At 56.5% G+C, this 15,505-nt stretch carries 17 protein-coding genes; 13 read left to right on the forward strand and 4 right to left on the reverse strand.

Translation table 11 applies throughout. The features are described from left to right. On the forward strand, positions 1-924 hold the full coding sequence (locus HVZ37_RS09030) for a Gfo/Idh/MocA family oxidoreductase (RefSeq protein WP_181628356.1): 924 nt from the start codon (positions 1-3) through the stop codon (positions 922-924). A 110-nt stretch (positions 925-1,034) separates the two neighbouring features. After that, positions 1,035-2,570 carry a murein biosynthesis integral membrane protein MurJ gene (gene murJ / locus HVZ37_RS09035; protein WP_109740170.1) on the forward strand — a complete coding sequence of 512 codons (1,536 nt, stop codon included), beginning with the start codon at positions 1,035-1,037 and terminating at the stop codon, positions 2,568-2,570. A gap of 84 nt (positions 2,571-2,654) precedes the next feature. Here murJ and flgN read toward each other — a convergent pair whose 3' ends face one another. The 3 genes from flgN to flgA all read right to left on the reverse strand — a co-directional run bounded on the left by flgN (position 2,655) and on the right by flgA (position 4,129). After that, positions 2,655-3,077: a flagella biosynthesis chaperone FlgN gene (gene flgN, locus HVZ37_RS09040; protein WP_044266030.1), complete on the reverse strand. Its 423-nt coding sequence runs from the start codon at positions 3,075-3,077 to the stop codon at positions 2,655-2,657. A gap of 8 nt (positions 3,078-3,085) precedes the next feature. Beyond that, positions 3,086-3,379, reverse strand: a complete 294-nt coding sequence (gene flgM / locus HVZ37_RS09045) for a flagellar biosynthesis anti-sigma factor FlgM (RefSeq protein ID WP_043001003.1) — start codon at positions 3,377-3,379, stop codon at positions 3,086-3,088. A gap of 93 nt (positions 3,380-3,472) precedes the next feature. Beyond that, on the reverse strand, positions 3,473-4,129 hold the full coding sequence (flgA, locus tag HVZ37_RS09050; RefSeq protein ID WP_043001002.1) for a flagellar basal body P-ring formation chaperone FlgA: 657 nt from the start codon (positions 4,127-4,129) through the stop codon (positions 3,473-3,475). A 156-nt stretch (positions 4,130-4,285) separates the two neighbouring features. Between flgA and flgB the strand changes: the two genes are divergently transcribed. The 11 genes from flgB (at position 4,286) to flgL (ending at position 14,183) form a co-directional block, all read left to right on the forward strand. Then, on the forward strand, positions 4,286-4,702 hold the full coding sequence (gene flgB, locus HVZ37_RS09055; protein WP_042319669.1) for a flagellar basal body rod protein FlgB: 417 nt from the start codon (positions 4,286-4,288) through the stop codon (positions 4,700-4,702). Positions 4,703-4,705: 3 nt separating this feature from the next. Further along, positions 4,706-5,110, forward strand: a complete 405-nt coding sequence (flgC, locus tag HVZ37_RS09060; protein WP_043001001.1) for a flagellar basal body rod protein FlgC — start codon at positions 4,706-4,708, stop codon at positions 5,108-5,110. 12 nt (positions 5,111-5,122) lie between these two features. Further along, complete coding sequence (gene flgD / locus HVZ37_RS09065; protein WP_043001000.1) at positions 5,123-5,821, forward strand: flagellar hook assembly protein FlgD; 699 nt, start codon at positions 5,123-5,125, stop codon at positions 5,819-5,821. A gap of 25 nt (positions 5,822-5,846) precedes the next feature. Continuing rightward, a complete protein-coding gene (gene flgE / locus HVZ37_RS09070) occupies positions 5,847-7,127 on the forward strand; it encodes a flagellar hook protein FlgE (protein ID WP_043000999.1) in 1,281 nt (426 codons plus the stop codon). 20 nt (positions 7,128-7,147) lie between these two features. Further along, complete coding sequence (gene flgF, locus HVZ37_RS09075; RefSeq protein ID WP_044258017.1) at positions 7,148-7,903, forward strand: flagellar basal-body rod protein FlgF; 756 nt, start codon at positions 7,148-7,150, stop codon at positions 7,901-7,903. Positions 7,904-7,916: 13 nt separating this feature from the next. Further along, positions 7,917-8,699, forward strand: a complete 783-nt coding sequence (gene flgG, locus HVZ37_RS09080; RefSeq protein ID WP_181628357.1) for a flagellar basal-body rod protein FlgG — start codon at positions 7,917-7,919, stop codon at positions 8,697-8,699. A 57-nt stretch (positions 8,700-8,756) separates the two neighbouring features. Continuing rightward, the gene (gene flgH / locus HVZ37_RS09085) at positions 8,757-9,455 is read left to right on the forward strand and encodes a flagellar basal body L-ring protein FlgH (RefSeq protein WP_042319652.1); all 699 of its coding nucleotides are present in this window, start codon (positions 8,757-8,759) and stop codon (positions 9,453-9,455) included. Positions 9,456-9,467: 12 nt separating this feature from the next. Next, positions 9,468-10,565 carry a flagellar basal body P-ring protein FlgI gene (locus tag HVZ37_RS09090; protein ID WP_043000997.1) on the forward strand — a complete coding sequence of 366 codons (1,098 nt, stop codon included), beginning with the start codon at positions 9,468-9,470 and terminating at the stop codon, positions 10,563-10,565. Beyond that, complete coding sequence (gene flgJ, locus HVZ37_RS09095) at positions 10,565-11,515, forward strand: flagellar assembly peptidoglycan hydrolase FlgJ (RefSeq protein WP_044258015.1); 951 nt, start codon at positions 10,565-10,567, stop codon at positions 11,513-11,515. Before HVZ37_RS09090 ends, flgJ begins: the two co-directional genes overlap by 1 nt. 65 nt (positions 11,516-11,580) lie before the next feature. After that, positions 11,581-13,215, forward strand: a complete 1,635-nt coding sequence (gene flgK / locus HVZ37_RS09100; protein ID WP_044258013.1) for a flagellar hook-associated protein FlgK — start codon at positions 11,581-11,583, stop codon at positions 13,213-13,215. 14 nt (positions 13,216-13,229) lie between these two features. After that, positions 13,230-14,183: a flagellar hook-associated protein FlgL gene (flgL, locus tag HVZ37_RS09105; RefSeq protein WP_181628358.1), complete on the forward strand. Its 954-nt coding sequence runs from the start codon at positions 13,230-13,232 to the stop codon at positions 14,181-14,183. An 83-nt stretch (positions 14,184-14,266) separates the two neighbouring features. Here flgL and HVZ37_RS09110 read toward each other — a convergent pair whose 3' ends face one another. After that, positions 14,267-15,460 carry an MFS transporter gene (locus tag HVZ37_RS09110; RefSeq protein ID WP_181628359.1) on the reverse strand — a complete coding sequence of 398 codons (1,194 nt, stop codon included), beginning with the start codon at positions 15,458-15,460 and terminating at the stop codon, positions 14,267-14,269. Positions 15,461-15,505 lie beyond the last annotated feature (45 nt).

Below are 15,505 nucleotides of genomic sequence, written 5' to 3' on the forward strand. Positions count from 1 at the left end.
GTGACAACATTACGTATCGGGGTGGTGGGGCTTGGGGGCATCGCCCAGAAGGCCTGGTTACCCGTGCTTGGCGCCGCCAGCGACTGGACGCTACAGGCCGCCTGGTCGCCGTCGCGTGAAAAAGCGGAGAAAATCTGCGCAGCCTGGCGCATTCCGTATGCCGGTTCGCTGACCGATCTTGCCGCGGGCTGCGACGCGGTGTTTGTCCACTCCAGCACGGCAACCCATTACGCCGTCGTCAGTGAATTACTCAATGCCGGCGTTCATGTCTGCGTTGATAAGCCGCTGGCGGAAAATTTACGTGATGCTGAGCGGCTAGTGGCGTTAGCGGCGAAGAAAAATCTGACGCTGATGGTCGGTTTCAATCGTCGCTTTGCGCCACGGTACCGAGAGCTGAAGACGGAACTGGGGACGGCGGCGTCTCTGCGGATGGATAAACACCGTAGCGACAGCGTGGGGCCTCACGCTCTGCGGTTCACGCTGCTGGATGATTATTTGCATGTCGTTGACACCGCACTGTGGCTGGCGGGCGGCAACGCCCAGCTCAGCAGCGGGACGCTACAAACCAACGACGCGGGCGAGATGCTGTATGCAGAGCACCATTTCGCGACCAGTCAGTTGCAAATCACCACCAGTATGCATCGCCGGGCGGGCAGTCAGCGAGAGAGCGTACAGGCGGTGACCGATGGCGGGCTGATTGACGTGACGGATATGCGCGAGTGGCGTGAAGAGCGCGGGCAGGGTGTCTTGCACAAACCGGTTCCTGGCTGGCAAACCACGCTTGAACAGCGTGGATTCGTGGGGTGCGCACGCCATTTTGTGGAATGTGTACAAAATCAGACGGTTCCGGAAACCGCGGGCGAACAGGCGATTCTTGCCCAGCGCGTGGTGGAAAAGCTGTGGCGCGAGGCGATGAGCGAATAATCACCTGTAACATCTGGCGGTAGTAATTCACCATAATCCAGGTAGACTAAGCGCCTCTTCCAACGCCTGCACTGCAGGCGTTTTGCCGTAGGGTCTGGAATAAAAAAGCAATGAACCTATTAAAATCGCTGGCCGCCGTCAGCTCAATGACGATGTTTTCACGTGTGCTGGGTTTTGCACGTGATGCTATTGTCGCCAGAATCTTTGGTGCCGGGATGGCAACCGATGCCTTTTTTGTGGCATTCAAATTACCTAACCTGCTACGCCGCATATTTGCGGAGGGCGCTTTTTCTCAGGCCTTTGTCCCTATTCTGGCGGAATATAAAAGCAAGCAGGGCGAAGACGCCACTCGCGTGTTTGTCTCTTACGTGTCGGGACTGCTGACGCTGGCGCTTGCTGTGGTCACCGTTGCCGGGATGCTGGCCGCCCCATGGGTGATTATGGTGACGGCGCCGGGGTTTGCCGACACCGCCGATAAATTCGCGTTAACCACCAAACTGCTGCAAATCACCTTTCCGTACATCTTACTGATCTCGCTGGCGTCGCTGGTCGGAGCGATCCTCAATACCTGGAACCGCTTCTCCATTCCGGCGTTTGCCCCCACGTTTTTGAACATCAGCATGATCGGTTTCGCGCTGTTCGCCGCGCCGTATTTTAATCCACCGGTGCTGGCGCTGGCATGGGCGGTAACCGTTGGCGGCGTGCTGCAACTGGTGTATCAGCTTCCGCATCTGAAGAAAATCGGCATGCTGGTGCTGCCGCGGATTAACTTCCGCGATGCGGGGGCGATGCGGGTTGTGAAGCAAATGGGCCCGGCGATACTCGGCGTCTCCGTCAGCCAGATCTCACTGATCATTAACACCATTTTCGCCTCTTTTCTCGCGTCTGGTTCCGTTTCGTGGATGTACTATGCGGACCGCCTGATGGAGTTTCCGTCGGGGGTACTGGGCGTGGCGCTGGGGACCATTCTGCTGCCTTCACTGTCGAAGAGCTTTGCAAAAGGCGACCATGACGAATATTGCCGCCTGATGGACTGGGGATTGCGTCTGTGCTTTTTGCTGGCGCTGCCGAGTGCGGTGGCGATTGGGATCCTGTCTGGCCCCTTGATTACGTCATTATTCCAGTACGGTAAATTCACGGCCTTCGATGCGCTGATGACGCAGCGTGCGTTGATTGCTTATTCCGTAGGGCTGATGGGGCTGATTGTGGTGAAAGTGCTGGCACCGGGCTTTTATTCACGGCAGAACATCAAAACGCCGGTTAAGATCGCCATTGTGACGCTTATCATGACCCAGTTGATGAACCTTGCGTTTATTGGACCGTTGAAGCACGCCGGGCTGTCGCTGTCGATTGGTCTTGCCGCCTGTCTGAACGCGGGACTGCTGTACTGGCAACTGCGTAAGCAGAACATTTTCACTCCGCAACCGGGTTGGATGGGGTTTCTGATTCGCCTCGTTATCGCCGTACTGGTGATGTCAGCCGTGCTGGTTGGCATGTTGCATATTATGCCGGAGTGGTCGCTGGGGACTATGCCGTGGCGTCTGCTTCGCCTGATGGCGGTGGTTGCGGCCGGCATTGCCGCCTACTTTGCCGCACTGGCGGTGATGGGCTTTAAAGTGAAAGAGTTTGCGCGCCGGACGGTGTAATCACGATGCCTGATGGCGCTTTGCTTATTCGGCCTACAGAACGCTGTAGGCTGAATAAGGCGAAACGCCGCCATCTGGTAATCATCAAATAGAAAATTTTTTCCCGCCGCGAGAGGCAGAAGAGGGTTGACCGTTCGCGCCGTACAGCGACGGTTCCTGATAGGGCTTTAAAACCTCAAGCGCCTGTTGATTGCGCTGAATCTGATCTTCCAGCAGCCAGCCGTTGTGTTGGTTCAGATCGCGTAAGTGCTGCGTTTTATCGGTAATCGCTTTCCAGCGCTCGGCGACGTCATTATTCGCGCTATGCTGTGGGTCTTGTTCCAGCCGTCGCTGCTGTTCCAGATAATCCAGGGTCGCCAGCAGAGAACTCTTTTCTTCTGTAATACGCTGCAGCTGGCTACCGTTAATGTGGCCAACGGAAAGTTGTTGCTGTTCGGCATCCATTACCGTTTTCAGGTCATTCAGGACAGCCGTCATCTGATCGAGTATTTCTGACAAGCGCGTCATACGGTCAGTTACTCACTCTGGAGATAGCTCTGCGTCTCGCGGATCAGCGAGTCGGCGATTTTCCCCGTGTCCATCTTCAGCTCACCGTTACGAATAGCGGTTTTCAGTGCTTCAACACGTTCCATATTGATATCGTTCACGCCGGGCTGCATCAGTTTTGCCTGAGCATCGCTTAACGTCACGCTGGTGCTGGTTGCCGTCGAGGTTTTTTCCTGACGCGCTTTGAGGACCGGTGTATCCGTATTTTCACGCGCCTGAACGGTGCTAACGGGTTTCAAAGGTGAGGTACGGTCAATGCTCATTTTTATCATCCTCATCGAGGGGTTATACTGTAGCGGCCAGCTATCATCGAATGTGTAATCACTATCGGCAGCCGCAACAAAATCTTTAACTCATTATAGGTTAATAAGAATATTCCCATCAGGATCGACAATGCCACTGACAATCTGACCCGATAACATTCTCACTCGTGCGTTCTGCGCGACCGCCGCATTGTTCAGCGCTTTACCTTCCGCATTGACGCTAAATCCATCGCCATTGGCAACGACCTGCACGCGCTGTCCGGCTTTAATGCGCCACGCCTGGCGCAACATATTGAGCTGGATGGCCTGTCCCGGCGCGAGATCGCGCAGGCTCACCGCATCCTGAACCTGGCTGATATCCAGCACGGTACGGGGGGGGAGCTGATCAAGGCGTCCGCGTTTTAGTGTGACGCTGGCCGGGCCAAGCGTGCCGCCACGCGCAACGGACGCGGCTGCGACTACGTAGTTTCCCGTCGCCTGCACGTTGACCTGCAGATAACGTTTTTCATTGGCGCAACGTGCCAGCACATTCACGTTTCCCCACAGTTTTGCCCCGGTCATGCTGAACGCCGGTGTGTCGCAATGCGGCAACAGGTTGGGGGGCGTTCGCACGGTCACGACCACATCATCGCTGAATCCGGCCAGACGCTGTCCGAACCAGTCGTTCAACTGCGCATTCAAATCCTGGGCCAGCGTCAGGGGACTGAACAGCAGCGCCAGCATGGCTAATCCACGTTTTAACGTTTGCATCGTCACCTCCCGCCGTTTTCGCAATGACAGGATTCTACCCGTGTGACGCAACCATCAACGCAATAAATAGCGACCCATTTTGCGTTTATTCCAGCGATAACGCGCGCGTAATGGGATTTAAGCTGTCGGCTGAATTTTGTCATCTGCGGAGGAGATATGCTCGATAAGCTCGACGCCGCCTTACGTTTTCAACAGGAAGCGCTGAATCTGCGCGCCCAACGGCAAGAGGTGTTGGCCGCTAACATTGCGAACGCCGATACGCCGGGGTATCAGGCGCGCGACATGGATTTTGCCAGTGAGTTAAAAAAAGTCATGGTGCGCGGACGGCAAGAAACCAGCGGTGTGTCGCTGGCATTAACCTCCGCACAGCATATTCCCGCCCAGGCCATCACCGCACCGTCTACGGATTTGCTCTACCGCATTCCCGACCAGCCTTCACTCGACGGCAATACCGTCGATATGGACCGGGAGCGCACGCAGTTTGCGGATAACAGCCTGAAGTACCAGATGAGCCTGACTGCCTTGAGTGGGCAGATTAAAGGCATGATGAACGTGCTACAGGGGGGGAACTAATCCGTGGCGCTGCTGAATATTTTTGATATTGCCGGTTCGGCATTAACGGCGCAGTCCAAGCGCCTTAACGTGGCCGCCAGTAATCTGGCCAACGCCGACAGCGTCACGGGACCGGATGGTCAACCGTATCGCGCAAAGCAGGTTGTCTTCCAGGTGGATGCCGCTCCCGGTGCAGTAACGGGGGGCGTGAAAGTGTCGGACGTCATTGAGAGCCAGGCGCCGGACAAACTGGTCTATGAACCCGGTAACCCGCTGGCCGATGCCAATGGCTACGTGAAGATGCCTAACGTCGATGTGGTCGGTGAGATGGTTAATACCATGTCAGCTTCCCGCAGCTATCAGGCGAACGTCGAAGTCCTCAACACCGTTAAAAGCATGATGCTTAAGACGCTGACACTGGGCCAGTAAAAGGAGGCAGCCATGTCAATTGCGGTAAACGTTAACGATCCGACAAACACCGGTGTGAAAAGCAGCAGCAACGGGAGTTCCCTGTCGGGCAGCAATGCCGCCGATCTGCAAAGCAGCTTTCTGACGCTGCTGGTGGCGCAACTGAAAAACCAGGACCCGACCAACCCGATGCAGAACAACGAGCTGACCACACAGCTCGCGCAGATCAGTACCGTCAGCGGTATTGAGAAACTGAATACGACCCTGGGGTCGATCTCCGGACAGATCGACAACAACCAGTCACTACAGGCCAGCACGCTGATTGGTCATGGCGTGATGATCCCGGGTACCACCGTTCTGGCGGGCAAAGGCACCGAAGAGGGAGCCACCACCACCACCACGCCGTTTGGCGTTGAGCTGCAACAGCCGGCTGACAAAGTCACCGCCACCATTACCGACAAAGACGGCAAAGTGGTGCGCACGATTGAGATTGGCGCGCTGAAGGCGGGTGTCCATACCTTTACCTGGGACGGCACTCTGACGGATGGCACCACGGCGGTGAACGGCTCGTATAACGTGGCGATTCACGCCAGCAACGGCTCGACGCAACTGGTGGCGCAACCCTTGCAGTTTGCGCTGGTACAAGGGGTGATTCGCAGCAATGGCGGTAACACCCTGGATCTGGGCACTTACGGAACCACCACCCTCGACGAAGTACGGCAGATAATCTAAGCCTTTACACTAATCAGGAGTCATCATGGCTTTTTCACAAGCGGTTAGCGGCCTGAATGCCGCAGCCACCAACCTCGATGTCATTGGTAACAACATCGCCAACTCCGCGACCTATGGTTTTAAATCCGGCGCGGCGTCTTTTGCGGATATGTTTGCCGGTTCTAAAGTCGGTCTGGGCGTAAAAGTCGCTGGCATTACTCAGGACTTTACTGATGGTACGACCACCAACACCGGTCGCGGTCTGGATGTCGCTATCAGCCAGAACGGTTTTTTCCGTCTGGTCGACAGCAATGGCTCAGTTTTCTACAGCCGTAACGGCCAGTTCAAACTGGATGAAAACCGTAACCTGGTCAACATGCAGGGCATGCAACTGACCGGCTATCCGGCAACGGGTACGCCGCCGACCATTCAGCAAGGGGCAAACCCGGGTCCGATCACCATCCCGAATACCCTGATGGGGGCGAAAAGCACCGACACGGCGGCAATGCAGATCAACCTGAACTCGACGGACAAGATTCCGGCGAACACGCCTTTCAAACCAACCGATGCTGACAGCTACAACAAACGTGCACCCGTGACGGTGTTCGACAGCCAGGGTAATCAACATGACATCAACCTGTTTTACGTTAAAACGGGTGATAACACATGGGATATCTGGACGCAGGATTCCAGCGTCGCCAACTCGCCGTTGGTGAAGTCCGCGCAGATGACATTCGACAAGAACGGCGGTCTGGATAACGTAAAAGAATATACTGAAGTTGCGCCTGTTCCACCTGCCACTGAACCAACCTGGACGCTTGGCGCGGCAAATGCCACACCGTCATTCTCCATTACTACCGGTACAGTCAATGGCGCGGTTCCTGCGACCTTCACCCTCAGCCTGCAAAACTCCATGCAGCAGAACACCGGGACTAACGCCGTTATCGCCACCACGCAGAACGGCTACAAGCCGGGCGATTTGGTTAGCTATCAGATTAACGACGATGGCACCGTCGTCGGAAACTACTCCAACGAACAGAAGCAGGTGCTGGGGCAGATCGTGCTGGCGAACTTTGCCAATAACGAAGGTCTGGCCTCTCAGGGCGATAACGTCTGGGCCGCCACGCAGGCGTCCGGTGTGGAACTGCTGGGAACGGCGGGAACGGGTAACTTCGGTAAGCTGACCAACGGTGCGCTGGAGTCTTCGAACGTGGATCTGAGTAAAGAACTGGTGAACATGATCGTCGCCCAGCGTAACTATCAGTCGAACGCGCAGACCATCAAGACCCAGGACCAGATCCTCAACACGCTGGTTAACCTGCGCTAAGCGCCTGACGGGATAACGTAATGGATCACGCAATCTATACCGCGATGGGGGCGGCCAGTCAGACGCTGAACCAACAGGCGGTGACGGCCAGCAACCTGGCCAACGCCTCGACGCCGGGATTTCGTGCACAGCTCAATGCGCTGCGCGCCGTCCCCGTCGAAGGACTGTCATTGCCGACGCGTACGCTGGTCACGGCGTCCACGCCGGGGGCTGATATGACGCCTGGCCAGATGGATTACACCTCGCGTCCGCTGGACGTGGCGTTACAGCAGGATGGCTGGCTGGCGGTACAGACCGCGAACGGCAGCGAAGGCTATACCCGTAACGGCAGCATTCAGGTGGATCCGACCGGACAGTTGACCATTCAGGGTCACCCGGTGATTGGTGAAGCCGGGCCGATTGCGGTGCCGGAAGGGTCGGAAATCACCATCGCGGCGGACGGCACCATCTCAGCGCTGAATCCCGGCGATCCGGCGAACACCATCGCGCCGGTGGGACGTCTGAAACTGGTGAAGGCTGAGGGGAATGAAGTACAGCGTGGCGACGACGGGATGTTCCGTCTGACCGCTGCCGCACAGGCAACCCGTGGCCCGGTGCTGCAGGCCGATCCGACCATTCGCGTGATGTCGGGAGTACTGGAGGGGAGCAACGTCAATGCGGTGTCAGCGATGAGCGACATGATTGCCAGCGCCCGCCGTTTTGAAATGCAGATGAAGGTTATCAGCAGCGTGGATGACAACGCTGGTCGCGCTAACCAACTGCTGTCGATGACTTAATACAGGACACTTTATGATCAGTTCATTATGGATCGCCAAAACCGGCCTGGACGCGCAGCAAACCAACATGGATGTGATTGCCAACAACCTGGCAAACGTCAGCACCAATGGTTTTAAGCGTCAGCGCGCGGTGTTTGAAGATCTGCTTTATCAGACCATTCGTCAGCCTGGCGCTCAGTCTTCTGAGCAGACCACGCTGCCGTCCGGTCTGCAAATCGGTACCGGTGTGCGTCCGGTGGCGACCGAGCGTCTGCACAGCCAGGGCAACCTGTCGCAAACCAACAACAGTAAAGATGTCGCCATCAAAGGTCAGGGGTTCTTTCAGGTTCTGCTGCCGGATGGTACTTCTGCATATACCCGCGATGGATCATTCCAGGTCGATCAAAATGGTCAACTGGTGACGGCTGGCGGCTTCCAGGTTCAGCCAGCGATTACCATTCCGGCTAACGCCCTGAGCATCACCATCGGGCGTGACGGCGTGGTGAGCGTGACCCAACAGGGACAGGCAACACCCGTGCAGGTGGGGCAGCTTAATCTGACCACGTTCATGAACGATACCGATCTGGAGAGCATTGGTGAAAACCTGTATACCGAGACCCAATCTTCCGGCGCGCCGAATGAAAGCACGCCGGGTCTGAACGGGGCGGGCCTGTTGTACCAGGGCTATGTCGAGACCTCAAACGTCAACGTCGCGGAAGAGCTGGTCAATATGATTCAGGTTCAACGCGCTTACGAAATCAACAGCAAAGCGGTCTCAACGACCGATCAGATGCTGCAAAAACTGACGCAACTCTAAGGTGTTGTCCGGTGAGGCTTCTGTCTCACCGGCACCCTGATTCAGAAGATAAAGGCAATGCAAAAAAACGCTGCGCACGCTTACCCGATCATGGCCCTGCTGGTGGTTTCACTGTCAGGATGTGCCTGGATTCCTTCCACTCCGCTCGTCCAGGGCGCGACCACGGCACAGCCTGTTCCTGGCCCGACGCCGGTGGCAAATGGTTCGATTTTTCAGTCCGCGCAGCCAATCAACTATGGCTATCAGCCACTGTTTGAAGACCGTCGTCCGCGCAACATCGGCGATACGCTGACCATTGTGCTGCAGGAAAACGTCAGCGCCAGTAAAAGCTCTTCTGCCAACGCCAGCCGTGACGGCAAAACCAACTTTGGCTTTGATACCGTACCACGCTATCTGCAAGGATTATTCGGCAATGCGCGAGCGGACGTCGAGGCGTCCGGCGGTAACACCTTTAACGGTAAGGGCGGGGCCAACGCCAGCAATACCTTTAGCGGCACGCTGACCGTGACCGTGGATCAGGTGCTGGTTAACGGCAATTTACATGTCGTGGGTGAGAAACAGATCGCCATCAACCAGGGCACTGAGTTCATCCGCTTCTCCGGGGTTGTCAATCCGCGCACCATCAGCGGCAGCAACTCCGTTCCGTCAACTCAGGTGGCGGATGCACGTATTGAATATGTCGGAAACGGCTACATCAACGAAGCGCAAAATATGGGCTGGCTCCAGCGTTTCTTCCTTAACCTGTCGCCGATGTAAGCGAGGTCTCCCATGTTGAAATCTGTAGTTGGACTGGTTCTGGTCCTCGTCGCCACGCTGGCGCATGCCGATCGTATCCGCGATCTGACCAGCGTGCAGGGCGTGCGCGAAAACTCGCTCATTGGCTACGGCCTGGTGGTGGGGCTGGACGGGACCGGTGACCAGACCACCCAGACGCCATTTACCACCCAGACCCTGAACAACATGCTCTCGCAGTTGGGTATTACCGTACCGACCGGGACGAACATGCAGTTGAAAAACGTCGCGGCGGTCATGGTAACCGCCTCCTTTCCGGCCTTTGGTCGTCAGGGACAAACCATTGACGTAGTGGTGTCTTCGCTGGGGAACGCGAAAAGTCTGCGCGGGGGGACGCTGCTGATGACGCCGTTGAAAGGGGTCGACAGCCAGGTGTATGCGCTGGCGCAGGGCAACATTTTAGTTGGTGGCGCCGGGGCGTCTGCGGGTGGCAGCAGCGTGCAGGTGAACCAGCTTAACGGCGGACGGATCACCAACGGGGCGACAATCGAGCGCGAGTTGCCCAGCCAGTTCGGCGCGGGTAATACGCTAAACCTGCAACTGAATAATGAAGACTTCACCATGGCGCAGCAGATTGCTGACACCATCAACCGGTCACGCGGCTTTGGCAGCGCCACCGCACTGGATGCGCGCACGATTCAGGTCCGCGTACCGAGCGGCAACAGCTCTCAGGTGCGCTTCCTGGCGGATATTCAGAACATGGAAGTGAACGTGACGCCACAGGATGCAAAAGTGGTGATCAACTCACGTACCGGTTCGGTGGTGATGAACCGCGAAGTGACGCTGGATAGCTGTGCTGTAGCGCAGGGGAATCTCTCCGTGACCGTTAACCGTCAGGCTAATGTCAGTCAACCGGATACGCCGTTTGGCGGGGGGCAGACGGTAGTGACACCGCAAACGCAAATCGATCTGCGTCAGAGCGGCGGTTCGCTGCAAAGCGTTCGTTCCAGCGCCAATCTGAACAACGTGGTCCGTGCGCTGAATGCGCTGGGGGCGACGCCGATGGATCTGATGTCAATTCTGCAGTCGATGCAGAGCGCCGGTTGCTTACGCGCGAAACTGGAAATCATCTGATGATTAGCGACAGCAAACTGATGGCCAGCGCCGCCTGGGATGCGCAATCGCTGAATGAATTGAAGGCGAAAGCCGGTCAGGATCCGGCGGCGAATATCCGCCCGGTGGCCCGCCAGGTGGAAGGCATGTTCGTCCAGATGATGCTGAAAAGCATGCGAGAAGCGCTGCCAAAAGATGGCGTCTTCAGCAGCGATCAAACGCGTCTGTATACCAGCATGTATGACCAGCAGATTGCGCAGCAGATGACCGCCGGAAAAGGTCTGGGGCTGGCGGAAATGATGGTCAAACAGATGACGCAGGGGCAGGCGCAGCCTACGGAAGAAACGCCGCAGGTGCCGATGAAGTTCCCGCTGGAAACGGTGACCAGTTACCAGAACCAGGCGCTGACGCAACTGGTGCGTAAAGCGATGCCGAAAACACCGCAGAGCAATGACGAACCGCTCTCCGGCGACAGCAAAGACTTCCTGGCACAACTGTCGCTGCCGGCCCGTCTGGCCAGTGAGCAGAGCGGCGTGCCACATCACCTGATTCTGGCGCAGGCGGCGCTGGAGTCAGGCTGGGGGCAGCGGCAAATTCGCCGGGAAAACGGCGAGCCGAGTTTCAACCTGTTTGGCGTGAAGGCCTCGGGTAACTGGAAGGGGCCGGTGACGGAAATCACCACGACCGAATATGAAAACGGCGAAGCGAAAAAGGTGAAGGCCAAATTCCGCGTGTACAGCTCGTACCTTGAAGCGTTGTCAGATTACGTCGGTCTGCTGACCCGCAATCCACGCTATGCGGCGGTGACCACGGCGGTTACCGCGGAACAGGGCGCGCAGGCACTGCAAAGCGCCGGTTATGCCACCGACCCGAACTATGCGCGTAAATTGACCAGTATGATCCAACAGCTGAAGTCGATGAGCGAGAAGGTGAGCAACGCCTACAACACGAATCTCGACAATCTCTTCTAAATGGCTCAAGTCCTGTGACCTGCTGCCGATAATAATCTGTAACTGAAGGATTAAAAGGAACTTCCATGTCCAGCTTGATTAATAACGCTATGAGCGGGCTGAGCGCGGCTCAGGCGGCGCTGAATACTGCCAGTAACAACATTTCCAGCTATAACGTTGCGGGCTATACCCGTCAGACGACCATTATGGCGCAAGCCAATAGCACGCTGGGTGCCGGCGGTTGGGTGGGCAATGGTGTTTATGTTTCCGGTGTACAGCGCGAATATGATTCGTTCATCACCAATCAACTGCGCGCGGCGCAGAACCAGAGTAGCGGGTTGACGACCCGTTATGAGCAGATGTCCAAAATCGACAACCTGCTGGCCAGCAAAACCAGCTCTGTCTCCTCGTCCATGCAGGATTTTTTCACCAGCCTGCAAACGCTGGTGAGTAACGCCGAAGACCCGGCGGCGCGCCAGACGCTGATAGGCAAAGCCAATGGGCTGGTTAACCAGTTCAAAACGACCGACCAGTATCTGCGCGATCAGGACAAGCAGGTCAATATCGCGATTGGTTCCAGCGTCGATCAGATCAACAACTACAGTAAGCAGATTGCCAGCCTGAACGACCAGATCTCGCGTCTGACCGGTGTAGGTGCCGGGGCATCGCCGAATAACCTGCTTGATCAGCGCGACCAGTTGGTCAGTGAGCTGAACAAAATTGTCGGCGTGGAAGTCAGCGTTCAGGACGGCGGCACCTATAACATCACGATGGCGAACGGCTATTCACTGGTGCAGGGAAGTAATGCCCGTCAGCTAGCGGCGGTACAGTCGCAGTCCGACCCTTCACGAATCACCGTTGCCTATGTCGATTCCATCGCGGGAAACATCGAAATTCCGGAAAAACTGATCACGACCGGTTCGCTCGGTGGTCTGCTGACCTTCCGTTCCCAGGATCTGGATCAGACGCGCAACACGCTGGGACAACTGGCGCTGGCGTTCGCCGATGCGTTTAACCAGCAGCACCGCGAAGGGTATGATGCGAACGGCAAAAATAATGTCGATTTCTTTAGCATCGGCGACCCGGCTGTGTATGGAAATAGCAAGAATACCGGCAGCATCAGCGCGACCGTTAAAACCGCCTCAGAGGTTCAGGCGACTGACTATAAAGTGGTTTATGACGGAGCGAAATGGCAGGTGACGCGTCTTGCGGATAACACCTCTTTTGAAGCGACCGAAAACGCGGGCAAACTGACCTTTGATGGCCTGGAGATTAACATCGATGTTGGCCCTGCTAAAAATGACAGCTTCATCGTCAAGCCGGTCAGCGACGCCATCATCAATATGGGCGTTCTGGTGACCAACGAATCGCAAATTGCGATGGCGAAGGACGCAACGGCCGGTGAAAGCGACAACCGTAATGGTCAGGCATTGCTGGATTTGCAAAAGGACAGCACAACGGTAGGTGGTTCAAAATCGTTTAACGACGCCTACGCTACGCTGGTCAGCAACGTGGGCAGCAAAACCGCAACGCTGAAAACCAGCAGCACCACCCAGGGCAACGTGGTGACGCAGTTGAGCAATCAGCAACAGTCCATTTCCGGCGTTAACCTTGACGAAGAGTACGGCAACCTGCAACGCTTCCAGCAGTATTACCTGGCCAATGCCCAGGTGTTGCAAACCGCCAACTCTCTGTTTGATGCACTGCTGAGTATTCGCTAAGGGAGCAGGAAACGATGCGTATCAGTACCCAAATGATGTACCAGCAGAACATGCGCGGTATCACCAATTCCCAGGCGGAGTGGATGAAATACGGTGAGCAGATGTCGACAGGGAAGCGGGTAATCAATCCGTCTGACGATCCTATCGCCGCATCCCAGGCCGTGGTGTTGTCACAGGCGCAGTCGGAGAACAGCCAGTTCGCCCTGGCGAGGACTTTCGCCACGCAGAAGGTTTCGCTGGAAGAGAACGTGTTAAACCAGGTGACGACGGCGATACAAAGCGCACAGGAAAAAATCGTCAGCGCCGGTAACGGAACGCTGAGTGATGATGACCGCGCCTCGCTGGCGACGGACTTACAGGGTATCCGCGATCAGTTGATGAACCTGGCAAACAGTACCGACGGTAACGGTCGCTATATTTTTGCCGGTTATAAAACGGAAACGGCTCCGTTTGCTCAGGCTGACGGTACCTACAACGGCGGTACGGAGAACATCACTCAGCAGGTGGATGCCTCCCGTTCGATGACCATCGGCCACACCGGCAACAAAATTTTCGACAAGATCACCAGTAATGCGGTTCCGGAACCGAACAACGGCACGTCCGAAACCAACCTGTTCAAAATGCTGGATTCGGCGATTGCCTCATTGAATTCCCCTGTGGGTGACGATGCGACGCTGAAAGAACAGGCAAAAGTGGTGATTGATAAAACCAACCGTGGTCTGAAAAACTCGCTTAATAATGTACTGAGCGTGCGTGCGGAACTGGGGACGCAACTGAAGGAACTGGAGAGTCTGGACTCGCTGGGCACCGATCGCGCACTAGGACAAACGCAGCAGATGAGTAATCTGGTGGATGTGGACTGGAACGCGGCCATTTCATCGTACGTCATGCAGCAGGCGGCGCTCCAGGCCTCTTATAAAGCCTTTACCGATATGCAGGGGATGTCGCTATTCCAGCTCAACCGCTAATACCGATTTGAAACATATCATGAAACTGGGTATGTTTTATCTGCCCGCTCCCTCTCACCCCGGAGCGGGCATTTTTTTGTCGGTTACACGCTAACCCTCAGAGGGGCAGAGGAACGCTTTCCCGCCAGTCTGATGATCAGCGCAAGGGTGCCACTGAGGGTGGCCAGCGTGACGACGCCTTGCCAGTTTGCCAGCGCATACACCTGACTGCCGAGCACCGAGCCCAGCGCCATGCCAATGAATATGACGCTGAACAGTAGTGCATTCAGACGCCCCCTGGCCTGCGGTTCGAGGCTATAGACCAGATTCTGGTGCGCCACCAGGCTCGATTGCAGTCCCAGGTCAAAGCCGACGGCGGAGAGCGCAATCAGCAACCACTGTGCGTGCACGGGCAACGCGGGTAACAGGAACATCAGCGCAAAAGAAACGGTCACCAGCAATGCCCCCAGTTGCGTCACTTTTTCTGCGCCTATCTTATCTGCCAGATGACCGGCCAACGGCGCAGCCAGCGCTCCGGCAGCCCCGGCGATACCAAATGCCCCCGCGGCGGCGCTGCCCATCTGATAGTTTTCTGCCAGCATCACGGCCAGCGTTGACCAGAACGCACTGAACGCGACGGACAGAAAACCTTGCGCCAGGGCGGCACGACGTAGTGCCGGGTAGCGACGCCATAACTGCGCCAGGCTCACCATCAGTGCGGGATAACTCAGCGTGGAATGGGCTGTAAATGCGGGCAGGACTTTCCACAGCAATACGCCGACAAGGGCAATACTGAGCGCGGCGAGTTGATACATTTCCCGCCAGCCAAAGGCTTCTCCGACCAGACCACTCACGGTGCGTGACAATAAAATGCCCAGCAGCAGGCCGGTCATCACTGTCCCGACCGTTTTTCCCTGTTTGCCCTCTGGGGCGAGAATCGCCGCCGCCGGGACGATATCCTGCGCCATCGTCGCGGCCATCCCCAGCAACAGGCTTACAGTCAGCAGAGAATGCACCTGGCCTGTGACGCTACAGGCCAGCAGCAACAGGGCGAGCGCGGCGCTTTTCATCAGAATGAGCCAGCGCCGATCGTAACGGTCGCCGAGCGGCAATAAGAACAGGATCCCCAACGCATAACCGGCCTGCGTTAACGTGGGCACCAGTCCCATGCCGGTGATGCTGAGCGCCAAATCGGCCCCCATTAGCGGTAACAACGGTTGTGCATAGTAGATGGCGGCAACGCTGAAGCCTGCGCCCAGCGCCAGAACAAAGATCAGCCAACGAGACGGTGTGTGCATTTCAAAATCCTCAATCACAGGTGTGAGGCTATTTTTCTCTGAATG

Origin of the sequence: Citrobacter sp. RHB35-C17 (assembly GCF_013816795.1) — a bacterium.
In the GTDB taxonomy this organism is placed as follows: domain Bacteria; phylum Pseudomonadota; class Gammaproteobacteria; order Enterobacterales; family Enterobacteriaceae; genus Citrobacter_A; species Citrobacter_A amalonaticus.

Coding starts and splice junctions, on each gene's coding strand:
- murJ (WP_109740170.1), top strand. CDS start 1,035: ATGAACCTATTAAAATCGCTGGCCGCCGTCAGCTCAATGACGATGTTT.
- flgN (WP_044266030.1), bottom strand. CDS start 3,077: ATGACGCGCTTGTCAGAAATACTCGATCAGATGACGGCTGTCCTGAAT.
- flgM (WP_043001003.1), bottom strand. CDS start 3,379: ATGAGCATTGACCGTACCTCACCTTTGAAACCCGTTAGCACCGTTCAG.
- flgA (WP_043001002.1), bottom strand. CDS start 4,129: ATGCAAACGTTAAAACGTGGATTAGCCATGCTGGCGCTGCTGTTCAGT.
- flgB (WP_042319669.1), top strand. CDS start 4,286: ATGCTCGATAAGCTCGACGCCGCCTTACGTTTTCAACAGGAAGCGCTG.
- flgD (WP_043001000.1), top strand. CDS start 5,123: ATGTCAATTGCGGTAAACGTTAACGATCCGACAAACACCGGTGTGAAA.
- flgE (WP_043000999.1), top strand. CDS start 5,847: ATGGCTTTTTCACAAGCGGTTAGCGGCCTGAATGCCGCAGCCACCAAC.
- flgF (WP_044258017.1), top strand. CDS start 7,148: ATGGATCACGCAATCTATACCGCGATGGGGGCGGCCAGTCAGACGCTG.
- flgG (WP_181628357.1), top strand. CDS start 7,917: ATGATCAGTTCATTATGGATCGCCAAAACCGGCCTGGACGCGCAGCAA.
- flgH (WP_042319652.1), top strand. CDS start 8,757: ATGCAAAAAAACGCTGCGCACGCTTACCCGATCATGGCCCTGCTGGTG.
- HVZ37_RS09090 (WP_043000997.1), top strand. CDS start 9,468: ATGTTGAAATCTGTAGTTGGACTGGTTCTGGTCCTCGTCGCCACGCTG.
- flgJ (WP_044258015.1), top strand. CDS start 10,565: ATGATTAGCGACAGCAAACTGATGGCCAGCGCCGCCTGGGATGCGCAA.
- flgK (WP_044258013.1), top strand. CDS start 11,581: ATGTCCAGCTTGATTAATAACGCTATGAGCGGGCTGAGCGCGGCTCAG.
- flgL (WP_181628358.1), top strand. CDS start 13,230: ATGCGTATCAGTACCCAAATGATGTACCAGCAGAACATGCGCGGTATC.
- HVZ37_RS09110 (WP_181628359.1), bottom strand. CDS start 15,460: ATGCACACACCGTCTCGTTGGCTGATCTTTGTTCTGGCGCTGGGCGCA.